The 15,098-nt window shown below is 39.3% G+C and carries 15 protein-coding genes and 1 pseudogene; all 16 read left to right on the top strand.

Translation table 11 applies throughout. The features are described 5' to 3' along the window. Positions 1 to 116: 116 nt before the first annotated feature. The 16 genes and pseudogenes from ACYP5M_RS01445 (at position 117) to ACYP5M_RS01520 (ending at position 14,921) form a co-directional block, all read left to right on the top strand. Complete coding sequence (locus tag ACYP5M_RS01445) at positions 117 to 1,604, top strand: UbiD family decarboxylase domain-containing protein (protein WP_459734527.1); 1,488 nt, start codon at positions 117 to 119, stop codon at positions 1,602 to 1,604. A 47-nt stretch (positions 1,605 to 1,651) separates the two neighbouring features. Continuing rightward, positions 1,652 to 2,227 (top strand): non-oxidative hydroxyarylic acid decarboxylases subunit B, encoded by a 576-nt coding sequence (locus ACYP5M_RS01450; protein WP_241588953.1) that lies wholly within the window; start codon positions 1,652 to 1,654, stop codon positions 2,225 to 2,227. Between the two features lie 35 nt (positions 2,228 to 2,262). Continuing rightward, on the top strand, positions 2,263 to 2,724 hold the full coding sequence (locus ACYP5M_RS01455) for a pyridoxamine 5'-phosphate oxidase family protein (protein ID WP_230176501.1): 462 nt from the start codon (positions 2,263 to 2,265) through the stop codon (positions 2,722 to 2,724). A gap of 276 nt (positions 2,725 to 3,000) precedes the next feature. Beyond that, entirely contained in the window at positions 3,001 to 3,834 is an 834-nt protein-coding gene (locus tag ACYP5M_RS01460; protein ID WP_459734528.1) for an alpha/beta fold hydrolase, read from the top strand. 240 nt (positions 3,835 to 4,074) lie between these two features. After that, on the top strand, positions 4,075 to 4,761 hold the full coding sequence (locus ACYP5M_RS01465; protein ID WP_157830962.1) for a cyclase family protein: 687 nt from the start codon (positions 4,075 to 4,077) through the stop codon (positions 4,759 to 4,761). Between the two features lie 14 nt (positions 4,762 to 4,775). Continuing rightward, positions 4,776 to 5,495, top strand: a complete 720-nt coding sequence (locus tag ACYP5M_RS01470) for a carboxymuconolactone decarboxylase family protein (protein ID WP_459734529.1) — start codon at positions 4,776 to 4,778, stop codon at positions 5,493 to 5,495. A gap of 21 nt (positions 5,496 to 5,516) precedes the next feature. Next, complete coding sequence (locus ACYP5M_RS01475) at positions 5,517 to 6,206, top strand: CoA transferase subunit A (protein WP_434169332.1); 690 nt, start codon at positions 5,517 to 5,519, stop codon at positions 6,204 to 6,206. Next, complete coding sequence (locus ACYP5M_RS01480; protein WP_459734530.1) at positions 6,199 to 6,831, top strand: 3-oxoacid CoA-transferase subunit B; 633 nt, start codon at positions 6,199 to 6,201, stop codon at positions 6,829 to 6,831. Before ACYP5M_RS01475 ends, ACYP5M_RS01480 begins: the two co-directional genes overlap by 8 nt. A gap of 20 nt (positions 6,832 to 6,851) precedes the next feature. Beyond that, positions 6,852 to 7,967 (top strand): muconate cycloisomerase family protein, encoded by a 1,116-nt coding sequence (locus ACYP5M_RS01485; protein WP_260357306.1) that lies wholly within the window; start codon positions 6,852 to 6,854, stop codon positions 7,965 to 7,967. 75 nt (positions 7,968 to 8,042) lie between these two features. After that, positions 8,043 to 8,381: a DUF3870 domain-containing protein gene (locus ACYP5M_RS01490; protein ID WP_048687694.1), complete on the top strand. Its 339-nt coding sequence runs from the start codon at positions 8,043 to 8,045 to the stop codon at positions 8,379 to 8,381. A gap of 4 nt (positions 8,382 to 8,385) precedes the next feature. Continuing rightward, positions 8,386 to 9,579, top strand: coding sequence for a thiolase family protein (locus ACYP5M_RS01495; protein ID WP_459734531.1), 1,194 nt, complete (start codon positions 8,386 to 8,388; stop codon positions 9,577 to 9,579). 27 nt (positions 9,580 to 9,606) lie between these two features. Next, positions 9,607 to 10,419 (top strand): dioxygenase family protein, encoded by an 813-nt coding sequence (locus ACYP5M_RS01500; RefSeq protein ID WP_434169334.1) that lies wholly within the window; start codon positions 9,607 to 9,609, stop codon positions 10,417 to 10,419. Positions 10,420 to 10,614: 195 nt separating this feature from the next. Continuing rightward, positions 10,615 to 11,982: an MFS transporter gene (locus tag ACYP5M_RS01505; RefSeq protein WP_459734532.1), complete on the top strand. Its 1,368-nt coding sequence runs from the start codon at positions 10,615 to 10,617 to the stop codon at positions 11,980 to 11,982. Between the two features lie 217 nt (positions 11,983 to 12,199). Next, entirely contained in the window at positions 12,200 to 13,546 is a 1,347-nt protein-coding gene (locus ACYP5M_RS01510; RefSeq protein WP_260357312.1) for an MFS transporter, read from the top strand. Between the two features lie 21 nt (positions 13,547 to 13,567). After that, positions 13,568 to 14,374 carry a sugar phosphate isomerase/epimerase family protein gene (locus ACYP5M_RS01515; RefSeq protein WP_459734533.1) on the top strand — a complete coding sequence of 269 codons (807 nt, stop codon included), beginning with the start codon at positions 13,568 to 13,570 and terminating at the stop codon, positions 14,372 to 14,374. A 147-nt stretch (positions 14,375 to 14,521) separates the two neighbouring features. Beyond that, positions 14,522 to 14,921 (top strand): annotated as a pseudogene (locus tag ACYP5M_RS01520) (YybH family protein). The last annotated feature ends 177 nt before the right edge of the window (positions 14,922 to 15,098 follow it).

A 15,098-nucleotide genomic window follows, 5' to 3' on the forward strand; every position in this document is an offset into this window, starting at 1 on the left:
CATTGACTGTATAGTAGAAATACACTTTAGAATATCAATTGTAACCGATAACATATAGGTTATTTGAATGTGACTATACATAGGATACTGATCTTAAAGTGACAGGGGGATTTATTATGTCTGAAAAAATGAATAAAGTGACAGATTTACGTTCTGCGCTGGACCTACTGAAGTCGATTCCAGGACAATTGATTGAAACGGATGAACCAGTCAATCCTCATGCTGAATTATCTGGCGTGTATCGTCATATCGGTGCTGGCGGGACAGTGATGCGTCCAACAAAAATCGGTCCTGCCATGGTTTTCAATCATGTTTTGGGTCATGAAGATTCAAGCGTGGTAATCGGACTTTTAGCCAGCCGGGAAAGAGTCGGCCACATGCTGGATACAAAACCCGAGCGGCTCGGGTTCCTTTTAAATGAAGCTGTAAAAAACCCAATTGATCCAATCACCATTTCGAATGATAAAGCGAAAGCTCAAGAAGTGGTTCACTATGCAGAAGATCCCGGTTTCGATATTAGAAAATTAATACCTGCGCCTACGAATACAGAGGAAGATGCAGGTCCGTATATCACCATAGGAATGTGCTATGCCTCTGATTCAGAAACCGGTGAATCTGATATAACGATACACCGATTATGTTTACAAAGTAAAGATGAGATGTCCATGTATTTTGTTCCTGGCCGTCATTTAGAAGTTTTTCGTGAAAAGGCTGAAAAAGCAGGAAAACCGTTACCAATTTCCATTAGTATCGGTGTTGACCCTGCTATTGAAGTCGCTGCTTGTTTTGAAGCACCTACGACTCCCCTTGGCTTTAATGAGCTGAGTGTTGCAGGGGCGATCAGGAAAGAAGCGGTAGAATTGGTCCAATGCTTGACAATTGATGAAAAAGCTATCGCGAATGCTGAATATGTAATAGAAGGGGAATTGGTTCCCGGAGTGCGCGTTCGGGAAGATCAAAACACCAATACTGGAAAAGCAATGCCGGAATTCCCTGGTTATACAGGTTCAGCTGTTGCGGATCTGCCTCTAATCAAAGTGAAAGCCGTAACGCACCGAGTCAATCCAATCATGCAAACAGTTATTGGTCCAAGTGAGGAGCATGTTAATATGGCTGGCATTCCAACTGAAGCAAGCATTCTGCAAATGGTGGAAAAGTCCATGCCAGGCAAATTATTGAATGTTTATGCCCATACTTCAGGAGGAGGTAAATACATGGCTGTTCTTCAATTCAAGAAAAGTCAGCCAAGTGATGAAGGGCGCCAAAGACAAGCTGCACTATTGGCATTCTCTGCCTTTTCTGAACTTAAGCATGTATTCATCGTGGATGAAGATGTGGATCCCTTCGATAGCAATGATGTTTTATGGGCGTTAAATACTCGTTACCAAGGTGATGTTGATACGGTTTTCATTCCTGGAGTGCGCTGTCACCCGTTAGATCCTACACAAGATCCCGCATACAGCCCTACCATTCAGGAAAAGGGTATTTCCTGTAAAACCATTTTTGACTGCACAGTACCATTTCATTTAAAAGATGAATTTAAAAGGTCTGAATTTAAAGAGGTGGATCCAAGTCGATTCGTTCCTGGATTTTCCAATACGTAAGTTTCCATAAAGCTTCGATTCGATGACTAATGTAAGGAGGGGAATTAATGAAAATCATTGTTGGAATAACAGGAGCGACTGGAGCCATTTTCGGAATTAGGATTCTTCAGATGCTAAAAAGCAGTGAAGTGGAGACCCATTTAATCATGTCCCCGTGGGCACATGCCACCATTCAACATGAAACATCATATTCTGTTAAAGACGTGGAGGGATTAGCTGATCATTCCTATTCTTACAAAGATCAAGCAGCAAGAATTTCAAGTGGATCGTACCGGGTTGATGGCATGATCGTAGCACCTTGCAGTATGAAAACACTAGCTTCCATTCGCATGGGGCTAGCGGATAATTTATTAACGCGATCTGCTGACGTAATGTTGAAAGAAAGAAAAAAATTATTACTAATGACTAGAGAAACCCCTCTGAATACGATTCATTTGGAGAATATGACGGCGCTTTCCAAAATGGGGACCATTATATTCCCTCCGATGCCAGCCTTTTATAATCATCCTGAGAATGTTAACGATATCATTGATCATCTGGCTTATCGTGCGTTAGATCAATTTGAAATCGATACTCTCGGTGCGAAACGGTGGGACGGAATGAAATATCGCACCAAAATATAACAGATTACTAGGGAATTAAAGAAAAAGGTGAAAAAATGAATGGGATGGAAATGCCAGAAGAGATATTCGACTTGTTAAATGGTAAAGAACTTGTCGATAAGCAGCATGAAGCCATGATGCTGTTAACGATAAGTGAAGAAGGATGGCCGCATACTGCAATGATTAGCGTAGGTGAGATCGTAGCGGTAAGCCGGAAGGAATTAAGGATTGGCCTATGGCCGGATACTTCGACTACAGCCAATGTCATTCGTACCCATAAAGCTACACTGGTTTTGTTTTGGAAAGGTAAAGCACAATATATTCGCCTTTCATTAGAGAGATTAAAAGAGCTGCCATATGTCCAATATAAAAGAGTAAGATTCCACGCCCAAATAGTAGAGGCACGGGAGGATATGGCTAAGTATGCTGAAATACGCTCTGGAATTAAAATCGACTTGAAAAACCCTAAAGAAGTTGTTGAACGTTGGAGTGAGACCATAGGGGATCTCCTTCAATAAAATTCCCAGGTACCGACTTTAAGTTACTGATAAATCTAAATTATCAAATAATAATTGTAAAAATCCGAACTTCATGTAAAATGGAATCATAACATGTATTTATAACTTGCCTATTCATTAACCATTAAAAAAAGCCCTTTTTTAATGAAAATTAATGAACTGACTGGCTATCTTAATTTCTCGATCAAGTTACCTTGATGGTGAAGTTAAGATAGCCTTTTTTATTAAATATGCTGGCTGGTTTATGTTAATAATCATGAAATGGGGAATGTCACTATGGAAATGTATGTAAAGGAATTGGGGAACAAAAGAATTCAAATTGCAGATTATCCTGGAGAGAAAGGGCCAATCATCGCCATACATGGTTTAACGGGTAATCATAAGCAAATGCATTATTATGCAGAAATGTTAAAAGGCGAGTACAGAGTCATCTCGATTGACTTAAGAGGGAGGGGAAATAGTTCGAGGGCAGATGTACAGTCTTCTCTTTTTAAACATGCAGAAGATGTAATTGAGTTAATTCAAGAATTAAAGGTTGAAAATCCGATTTTGATAGGGTATTCAATGGGAGCCTTCATCTCAAGCGTTGTAGCCAGCAAATTAACATCGGTACAGGCCTTGATATTATTGGATGGTGCGGCCATTTCCTCTCAACAACAAAGGGACATCGTACAACCATCACTAGGCCGATTAAGTAAAGAATATGAATCTCAGGAAAGTTATATTGCTGAAATTAAGGAAATCTATAGCCGTTTGGGTATCAAATGGACGGATCACCTGCAAAGTGTGGCGGAGTATGAGGTTCATGAAGTGGGTGGTCACTGGGAGAATAAATCATCAGAAGATAGCATTCTTAGGGATTTTGATAGTTTTTATTCTTTTGTCCCTAAAGAGATTTGTAGACAAATTTCCTGTAAAACGTTATTGGTGTATGCCAGTGGGAAAATAGGGGAATTTCCTCCATTATTTTATGAAGAAGCCTATGCTGATACGAAGAAATATACGCCTGATATCGAAATGATCGTTTCTACATGTAATCACTATACAATGGTGTTTGAAAATAGAGTGGAGATTAACGAAGGAATAAAATCTTTTTTAAAACGAATTTGATTTTTTGCAGTTATTTTTAAAAAAGATATTGAAATTAACAGAAAATAGTGTAATATTAAGAATATATAAAAAACTTAATTATTGCCTATTCATTAGCTATTAAAAAATAACCTTTTTTAATAACAACTAGTGAACAACTGGCTACCTTAAACACCTGCTGTCATTTATTGATAGTAATGTTTAGGGTAGCCATTTTTGTCGTGATAATGTAAACGCTTAATGAATTTGGGGGTTTTATGGTTGAAAATCATTGATTTAACATTGGAACTTTACGATGGTCTAGTTACAAATAATGATTTACCTGCAATAGGCATTAAAGATGAACCTCTTGAACAAAAGGGGAAATCTGATTCACTTCCTAGAGGATACCGTTCCAAGTTGATTTCTTTTTCTGACCATAGTGGGACTCATGTCGATGTGCCTTCACATTACTTTGAAAACGGGGAGTCGGTTGAAAACATCAATCTGAAGAATATGTTTGGTGATGCCCTCATACTGGATGTAAGCATGTTAAAAGCGACACATGAACCGGTTACGAAAGCTTTACTTGAAGAGGCGGAACGCAGGCAGGGGGTGTATGTAGAAAAAAACGATATCGTCCTCATCAGGACATGGGGGAAATCATGGGGGGAAGAAGGCTTTTTTGAAGCGCAGGCCTTAGATGATAGTGTGGCCCAATGGTTTATTGAAAAGCAAATACATATTGTCGGTTTGGATTTGCCCAATGCCGATTTGAACCAGGACTCAGAAAGCGGAATTCATCAAAAATTACTGAACCATGATATATATATCGTTGAAAATCTAGTGAATCTTGAAAAATTACCTAAGCATTCTCGCTTTCTTTTTTTCGGGATCCCTTTAAAACTAAAAAATGCAACAGCCTCACCTATAAGGGCACTATCGATACTTGATTCACAATTAATATAAAGAGGTGCAGACGAATGAGCGAGGGATTATTGTATTTCAAAGAAGTTTATGATGTTGTACCAGGCTGGGTGCAAAAAATGCACGATTATAGCCCCAATGCACTTGATCACTATACCAACTTACGCAGTAACATCATGCAAGAGGGAGCCTTGACGAAGAAGGAGAAAGATATATTACTTGTAGGCATGAATGCTGCGAGGTTGTATGAACGAAGTATGGTTTACCATACAAAAGGGGCAATCGATGGCGGGGCAACATTACCGGAACTGGTGGAATATCTAATAGTTTCATACTTATATAACGGAACAGAAGCATTAAAAACAGGAATGAAGTCTTTGGAGTATGCTCTTACACTTAAAGGCATTCGATATCCCGAAATAAGTGGCCATCAAGGAACAGCAGAAGAAATCCTGCTTTATATGATTGAACTATTAGGGGATGAGGAGACGGGATTCGTCTCGAATGTTTTGAAACTGGTTAAATCGGAAGACCAAAACTCCCTCAAAGATTATATATTAAGTGATTCAGTGGTTTCAAAAAGGCTAAAACATCTCCTGATGACAGGAATATTCATTACAGAATTAAAAGGGGAACAGGTTGGGGAATGGATGGAGGCGGCAAGGTTAAATGGAGCCCCGGAAGAACAATTAGCTGAAGTGGGTCTAATTTGCTTATTGACTGCTGGAATACCTGCTTGGTTTGAGGCAAGTGATTCATTGATTGAAAATAAGTAACGTGAGATTGGTGGGGAAAACATGACGAAAGTACATCAAGATATAGAAGCAGCTTTATCTTGTGTGAAGAACGGTCATACATTAATGGTAGGTGGATTTGGCTTGATCGGTGCCCCTCTTACATTAATAGATGGTTTGGCCAAAAAGGATGTAGCAGGCTTGACGGTAATCAGTAACAATTTAGGCGAGAAAGGAAAAGGGCTGGGAGTTCTCCTAAGCCAGAAGAAAATAAAAAAGGCTATTGGTTCTTATTTTACAAGCAATCGTGAAATTGGGGAGTTTTACCAACGTGGGGAAATTGAATTAGAACTATTACCACAGGGGACATTAGCGGAATCCATTCGTGCTGGCGGTGCTGGCATAGGCGGTTACTATACGAAAACGGGTGTAGGGACCGATTTAGCTAAAGGAAAAGAAGAAAGGGAAATAAATGGTGCTACATATATTTTTGAACCTGCCATAAGAGCAAATGTAGCTTTGATCAGGGCATGGAAGGCAGATACACTTGGTAATCTTGTTTATTATAAAACGGCTCGAAACTTTAATCCGGGAATGGCAACAGCTGCAGATGTCGTAATTGCGGAAGTGGATGAGATAGTTGAACCTGGAGAACTCTCGCCAGAAGAGATTGTAACACCGCATCTATTCGTCGATGGAATTATTAAGGCAAAGAAAATCCTGACGAAGGAAGGTGTCAAAGTTTATGAGTGAGAAAGAATTAATGCAAAATATGATAGCAAGACGCGCGGCAAAAGAATTGACGGGTCCTTGTATAGTGAACCTTGGAATCGGGATTCCGACCTTGGTTGCAAAGTACATTGATGATGAAAATGTTTTTTTCCATACGGAAAATGGATTGTTGGGAGTTGCTGATGTAGAGGAAGATGAAATCGATCCCAATTTAGTTAATGCAGGCAAGTTGCCAGTAGGGGAATCGATTGGTGCATCATTCTTTAATAGTGCTGAATCGTTTGCAATGATCCGTGGAGGACACATTGATGTTGCCATCTTAGGTGTTTTGCAGGTAGGTCAAACCGGGGAAATTGCAAATTGGGCGGTACCAGGCAGGAATATCATGGGTGTTGGAGGAGCGATGGACCTGTTGGTTGGCGCCAAAAAAGTGATCGTGACCATGACACATACAAGTAAGGAAGGTAAAAGTAAAGTATTAAATGAATGCACCTACCCGATTACTTCCACTAGAAGCGTTGACTTGATCATCACCGAGTTGGCAGTCTTTGAAGTAATTGAAAAACAGTTGAAATTGATTGAATTAATGCCAGGTATAACGATCGAAGAAGTAAGAGCAAAAACAGAAGCGGATTTTATCTATTAAATGTTAAAAAGGTGGATTAAATGAAAATACGTTCAGTTGATGTATACATTATTGATTTACCCACAATTCGTCCTCATCAGCTTGCCATGCATACGATCGTGGAACAAACGATCATTCTTGCCCGTGTCATGGATGAAGAGGGTGCGGAAGGTTGGGCGGAAGTGGCGACAATAGGCGGGGCTTCATATGGTGAGGGGACACCTGAGGCGATCAAAGTGAATATTGATACATATATCGCCCCGCTTATCATTGGAAAAAACCCCGTCCATTACGACAAAATCATGCATGAAGTTTCACTAAATGTTAGAGGAAACAATTTTGCGAAGGCTGTCGTTGAATCAGCCATGGTGGATTTAGTAGCCAGAAGGAGAAACATCCCTGCTTATGAATTATTCGGTGGACAAATTCATAAATCATTGCCGGTGGCATGGACTTTGGCAAGTGGGGATACGAGTAAAGATATCGAAGAAGCGAAAGAATCCTTACACCAAAAACGTCATAATATCTTTAAATTGAAAATTGGCAAAGGTAATCCATATAAGAATGTGGAGCATGTATTGAAAATTATTGAAGCCGTGGGAGATCAAGCACGCATTACTGTTGATGTTAATCAAGCATGGGATGAAACAACGGCTATTTATTGCATTGAAGCTTTACAGGAAGGCGGGGTTTCCATGGTCGAACAGCCGCTGCCAGCTTGGGATAATGAAGGGATGTCAAGATTGACCAATCGTTTTAAGGTCCCGATCATGGCCGATGAATCATTGAATTCATTACAAGATTCATTCCAAATAGCTAAACATAGGGCAGGTAATTCCTTCGCCTTGAAAATATGTAAACATGGAGGGATGACCCAAACCAAAAAGGTAGCTGCGATTGCTGAAGGTGTAGGCTTTGGTTTGTATGGAGGAACGATGATTGAATCATCATTAGGAACGGCCATTTGTGCACAACTTTATTCAACCATTCCAAAATTTGAATTCGGTACAGAATTATTTGGACCGTTACTTTTCAAAGAAAATATTACGCTAAACGAAATAAAATATGAGAATTATGAAATAATCATCCCGGATGGTCCAGGATTTGGCATGGAAATGGATATGGAAAAGGTAAAACATTTTTCAAGAGGTCTTTAATTAATATAAACTGGAATGGGGATTATGTAACACCCACTGGTTTATGCAAGTAATCTTGAGAGGATGTAGTTTTATATGGGACAGCCAACATTATTAATCACGGCCTATGCGAAGGCACCGCAAAATACGAGCATGTATGAAAATTATAAATACGCTGGGATGGTACTGGAAATTCACAAAGAAAGTCACATTATCATTAATGCAGAATTTACGTTTTTAACAACTTTGGCCCAGGATTTTTTTAAGCGAATGATAGTTGGTTTTGATTTTAGTAAAGATATTGATTCTTTAATAGAGAATATTAAAACGGACTTTTTAGCTCCATCGCAGCAGTCTGTGATTGTTGCCCTGAAAATAGCTCACCAAAGATATAAGGATAGTTTAGAAGAAAGAAATAAAAATAGCAGGAGGTAGAAAATTGAGCAATGTAGTAATAATAGACTCGGTTCGCACCGCTATAGGGAAATTAGGGGGAGCATTGGAGAATGTTCCTGCCGATTTCCTGGCAGCTGCTGTCCTTGATGAAGTTATCAAGAGAGCGGATATTCCTAAAGATAGTATTGATGAAGTGATTATGGGACAAGCCAAACAAAGTTCAGACGCGTCAAATTTGGCAAGAGTTGCATCACTCCGGGCAGGTTTTCCTGTAGAAGTACCAGGTTATACCGTACACAGACAATGCGGATCCGGCATTCAAGCGATCAATTCTGCCAGTCAACAAATTCAATGCGGATTTGGGGATGTAATCATTGCAGGCGGAGCGGAATCAATGAGCACGGCCCCATACTATATGAGAAATATCCGTTTTGGATTGAAATCAGGGAATGGACAGTTATTGGATCCGAATACGGAAAGCCAGCCAGGTTCACAGCCCGTTGAAGATTACGGGATGTTAACGATGGGAATGACAGCAGAAAATCTGGCTGAAAAATATTCCATTTCAAGGACTGAACAAGATGAATTTGCTTTAAGGAGCCAAGAAAATGCAAAACGGGCAATTTCTACTGAAATATTTACGAAAGAAATCGTTCCGTATCAAATTAAAACGAAAAAAGGGTTAATGGAATTTAATGTGGATGAGCACCCAAGAGAAACCAGTCTGGAAAAGCTGGCTAATTTAGAACCGGTTTTCAAGAAGAATGGAACGGTAACCGCTGGAAATAGTAGTGGAAGAAATGATGGTGCATCCGCTCTGATACTTATGTCGGAAGAAGCAGCAAAAAGGCGTGGTAAAAAGCCGAAAGCAAGAGTGATTGCTCAAGCAGCAGCAGGCGTATCACCAAATTTCATGGGGCTTGGGCCTGTCAACTCCACCTTGAAAGCGCTTCAAATGTCAGGGTTGAAACTGAATGATATTGATTTAATTGAACTGAACGAAGCCTTTTCTGCACAAGCTTTGGCAGTAATCAAAGAATTGAAGCTTGATATGAATAAGGTGAATCCTAATGGCGGTGCCATTGCCATGGGACATCCAATTGGTGCCACTGGAGCAATTTTAGCAACCAAATTGATACATGAGTTAGAAAGAACCGGAAAAAGATATGGGCTAATCACATTATGTATAGCAGGTGGATTAGGAATCAGTACCATCATTGAAAATCAACAAATATAAAAACTTTAAAAAATTGGAGGAAGTATTATGAAGAATCAAAAAGTAATCGACGTTTATAATGGATTGGTAGTTAAATTCAAGGAATTAGTTAGCGAATACGAAATTGATCACAATGAATATCAAGCTCTTGTTGATTGGATGGATCAATTAGGCAGGGCAGGGGAAATTCCGTTATTTATGGATGTTTTCTTTGAAACTCATGCACTTCAGGAAATGTATAAAAGTGTAAAAGGAACGGAACCTACTATTCTAGGACCTTATTACATAGAAAATACGCCAGTCGTTCAAAATCCCGGAGTGTTGCCACAACGTGAAAATGAACCAGGTGACGTCCTTTACTTTTCAGGATCTGTTAAAGATGTTAATGGAAATCCGTTGTCAAATACCAAAATAGATATGTGGCAGGCTGATACAAACGGTGAATACTCATACTTCGCTGAAGGTATTCCAGATGATAATTTACGTGGTGCTTTTTATACGGATGCGAATGGTAATTTTGAAATAAAAACAGTTGTACCAGGTAATTATTCAATTCCAACAGATGGACCTTCTGGTCAATTCTTAAAGTGGATTGATCATCATTCATTTCGTCCAGCACATTTGCATCTCTTATTCCAACCGGAAAATGGCGATAGATTAGTAACACAAATATATTTTGAAGGCGATGAATATTTAGAAAATGATGTTGCACAAGGTGTTCGCGGAAGCTTAATTACAAAGTTAGAAAAACATTCCGGTGCAGAAAAAGGATTGAAAAATGATTATTATACGGCTCATTTAGATTTTGAACTTAGATTACAAGATAAACCTGTTTTCAATAAGGCTGTCGTGAAAAACTAATCATCGATAAGAATATACATGTGAAGATTTTCTAAGAAGGATTTTGTTCCCTTAGGTAATAAGAATACTAAAGATGCTTTGTTAATGGGCAATTCCAATGAAGATTATCTGATTTTTCCGATTATTTTCCGAGTTTCTATTTTAGAACTCGGAAAATACATTCGAAACCGATATTTTTATGATGGGAGGCGGAAAATGCGTAGTGTAGTAGCTTCGGATATCATTGCTGTCAGTAAATTTAACCGCTTTCATTTACTTGTTTTTCTTTGGTGTTTTTATGCCATCGCTTTCGACGGGTATGAAATAGCCATGTATGGTGTGGGGTTGCCTTGGATGATGGAAGAGTGGGATTTAACTTCCATTCAAGCAGGGGCAGTCGGCAGTTATTCCTTATTCGGCATGATGATTGGCGCCCTGATTTTAGCACCGATCGCAGATAAATATGGCCGGAAGAATGTTCTCGTCATTTGTATGATTTTGTTCAGCATATTTACCTTGGGGGCAGGGATTGCACCCAACCTCACATGGTTCACAGTAATGCGTTTCATTGCTGCAATTGGAATGGGAGCATTAATGCCGAATGTTATATCGCTAATGACTGAATATTCCCCAAAACAAAATCGGGCCATCATTGTAGCTGCGATGTATTGTGGCTATTCAATCGGTGGAATCATGGCATCATTAGTGGGAATGTATATCATTCCTTATACGGATTGGCGTGTATTATACTTTATTGGAATTTTGCCATTACTTACACTTCCAATATTCATGAAGCAGTTTCCTGAATCCCTTTCCTACTATTTAGCAAAGAAGGAAATTGGGAAGGTTGTTGAAATCCTCAATAGAGTCAAACCAGAAGGGGATTTTAAAGAAACAGATGATTTCAGGCTTAGTGAAGCTGAACAGAGGGGAAAAGGATCTCCAGTAAAAAAACTATTCACGAACAAACGGGCATTCAGTACGGTTTCCATATGGGTGGCTGTGTTCTGTACATTGATGATGGCTTACGGATTAAATACCTGGCTTCCAAAAATGATGCAGGATTCCGGATTCAGTATCACCTCAAGCCTTTCATTTAACCTGGTTTTGTGCCTTGGTCAAATTGGAGGTTCCTTAGTAGGCGGTTATTATGCTGGAAAAATGGGCCATCGTAAAATTCTTGTTACACTATTCTTATTAGGGGCCGTTACCTTTGTCGCATTGAGCGCTACGACTAATAACATCGGGGTATATTTACTGATTTTTATGGGGGGTGCCTGTACTGTTGGTGCCATGAACTTAGCCAATCCGTATATCACAGAATATTACCCCCGTGAAATCCGTACGACGGGTATGGGCTATTCGCAAGCTATCGGCAGGATTGGCTCAATTCTCGCTCCTACTTTAATTGCCTTTCTTCTGTCAACAGGCATGGATCCGAAGGTGGCTTTTGCTACATTTGCCCTGCCAAGTATCATCGCAGCGGTCGGTTATATTCTGGTCCAAGAAAAACATGGATCTTTTGACAGGGTAGTCAAGGAGGACAATGAAGAGGTAGAATCAGAGAAGACTGTAACTATTTAAAGAAATGATTCACAATTCGGAATATAATCCCCTTAGTTGTTTAACATTGCAGCAAGGGGATCTGCAATTCAATGGTTCTAGGGGCTGCTCTTGAAAATATTAAACTCATGTTGTAAGTAAAGGAAGGAAACATATTGGCATTTATAAAATTTCAATAAAATTAAAATTTAGTAGAACGATGTACTAATATTGGGCATTAGGTTAAGGGGGAAAAATATTGAGCTCAGAATTAAAGGCAATAATAGAAGATCGCACATCGGAACCGGTAACTGACAGATCAAAAAAAGGAAAACAGAAAACTGTTCGATGGTTCATCTTATTTCTAATTGCTTTAGTCACGTGTATTAATTACATCGACCGTGCCATCATTTCGCTTGCTGCTCCGAATATTCAAGCCGATTTACATATTGATCCGGCTATGATGGGAATCATATTTTCCGTATTTGGCTGGAGCTATACCTTCTCCATGCTATTCAGCGGATACTTTCTTGATAGATTCGGTCCTCGAAAGGTATACACGGTTTCCCTCGTTTTATGGTCTGTATTTACATTCATGGTAGGAACCGCGAAAAATATATCGTCACTTATTACATATCGCATAGGACTGGGTGCCTTTGAATCTCCCTCCATACCTACTAATGCCTGGTGTGTATCCGAGTGGTTTCCTAAAAAAGAACGTGCTACTGCTGTAGGGATTTATACGGGAACCCAATATATTGGGTTAGCCTTCCTGACTCCAGTTTTTACTTGGATCATCATAACCTTTGGATGGAATTACCTTTTTTATATCGCCGGAATCATAGGGATTCTTATTGGATTTGTTTGGTATGGATTCTATCGGAACCCTAGGGAACATATGCGGATTTCTCAGGAAGAGCTAAACTATATCAAAGAAGGCGGAGGGATGATCGGAACTGAAGAGAAGCATCCTTTCTCCTGGAACCGAATAGGCCAACTGCTTAAACACCGTCAAATTTGGGGAATGTTCATCGGGCAATTTTCCATTCAAACTACTTTGTTTTTCTTTATGACTTGGTTTCCATCCTACTTGATCGATGAAAAGGGAATGACGATGTTGAAAACTGGAATTTATGCGAGTATTCCTTACATCGTAGCCATATTAGGAACCCTCATTGGCGGCCGATGTTCCGATTGGATGCTGACACGCGGGGTATCAACAGGAATGGCACGTAAACTTCCCATCATTGTCGGATTGTTACTGTCTTGTTTGATTCTTGGAGGGAATTATACGGATTCACCAAACATAGTCATCACCTTTATGGCGATAGCATTCTTTGGACAGGGGATGGCATCAACAGTTACCGGAGCACTTTTAGCTGATATTGCCCCGAAAGGAATGGTAGGCCTAACGGGTTCCTCACTATATTTTGTAGCAAACATTGGAGGGGCATTATCTCCGTTAATCGTCGGTTTAATCATTAGTGCGACACATTCTTATGCAGCAGCGTTAACCTTTATATCCGTAGTGGCCCTAATTGGCGCTTTTGCTTATATCTTCCTTCTCGGAAAAGTACAGCGTATAGAAATCACAATGAAAAAATAAAAGGAGAAAGGCGGAATTACATTGAAACTGAGTTTATGCACTACAGGATTTAAAGAATGGGACATAGAGGAAATAATAAATTGGCTGCTTCCGTTGCAAGCGGATGTTAAAGGACTTGAATTATGGAATAAACATATAGAACGATTTCAGGAGAAGCATGGACCACTGGACAAGTTAGCCAAATTACTTGAAAATAATGATTTACAAATACCATCCATTAGTGGATATACGACTTTTTCGAAACTCTGGAACCAAAAAGAACATCAAAACGAAATCAATCAAGCAAGAAAATTGTTAGATATGGCCCATCAATTGAACTGCCCATTAATACGGACTTTCGCAGGACATATAGCATCAAGGAATGCCTCACCGGAGCAATGGTCGGAAACGGCTACCGAATTAAATAAATTAGGGCAAATGGCCGATCACTATGGAGTGGATGTAGCAATAGAAATTCACTATGACTCTTTTGCTGATAACCTCGAAGCCATTCAAAAGCTTTTAGAAGATATTGACCATCCACGGATAAAACTGATTTTCGATGGTGCTAACTTATACGTTGATCAATTGAATCCGAAGGAGGTATTGGAATCCATCTTCCCCCATGTCAGCCATGTACATTTAAAAAATTATCACTACAATCATAAAGAGCGATATAAAAACAAACCAGCCCCCATTTTTAGTGGGGATGTTGACAATATTCGCTTACTCGAAGAATTGAGAAAGCGGAATTATACAGGCTTTGTTTCTCTGGAATATTTCGGTCAGGAAGGAATGCCTAACTTGCTTGCCTCATTAGAACAATGGAAACAGCAACTGACATATTGATTTCTTTACGTTTTTTAGCTGAAAGATATACGATTGGATATCAACTTTTATTTAAAATCTTCTTGAGCAGGATATTCCATCATGACAGTCGAACATCAATTGGTATAAGAGTGGTCCAATTAAAAGAAGCTGAATAGGATGGTGAATATGCAGAATCATGAGCTGGAACAAATCATAAAAAATGCGGACAGGGCAATAAATAATGAGAATTTCGATCATTTAATGGAGTTCTATTCAGAGGATGCAACTTTAGTTGTCAAACCTGGAACATTTGCAAAAGGAAAAGCGGAAATGTCGGGCATTCATTGCTATCGCTGAATACTTTAACCATAGTTTAATCGTCAATCAAGATAAGATGGCAATAATCGAAACGGGTGATACGGCATTGGTTGTGGCAAAAGCCCAGCTAAGTGCCAATCAAAAGGAAGATTCCGAATTCTCTATGGAAAGAACCGCGACATATGTATTTAAAAAAGATTCCACCGGTACATGGCGCTGTATAATCGACAACTCTTATGGTGCTGAAATAATTGAAGAATTGAAGTAATAAGTGAAAGCTGCCGTATTTGGTGGCTTTTTATCTTTTACAACTAGATTACATCTGTATGTAAAAAATCGCCTATGTATAGAAGTGATGATGAAATGAAGAAATGACTGTACCCAATAATAAGAACAACGGCTACAATCAAAACATAAATTTACGACAAAAAAAGAAGACGAAATC

The organism is Peribacillus sp. N1, from assembly GCF_054600815.1.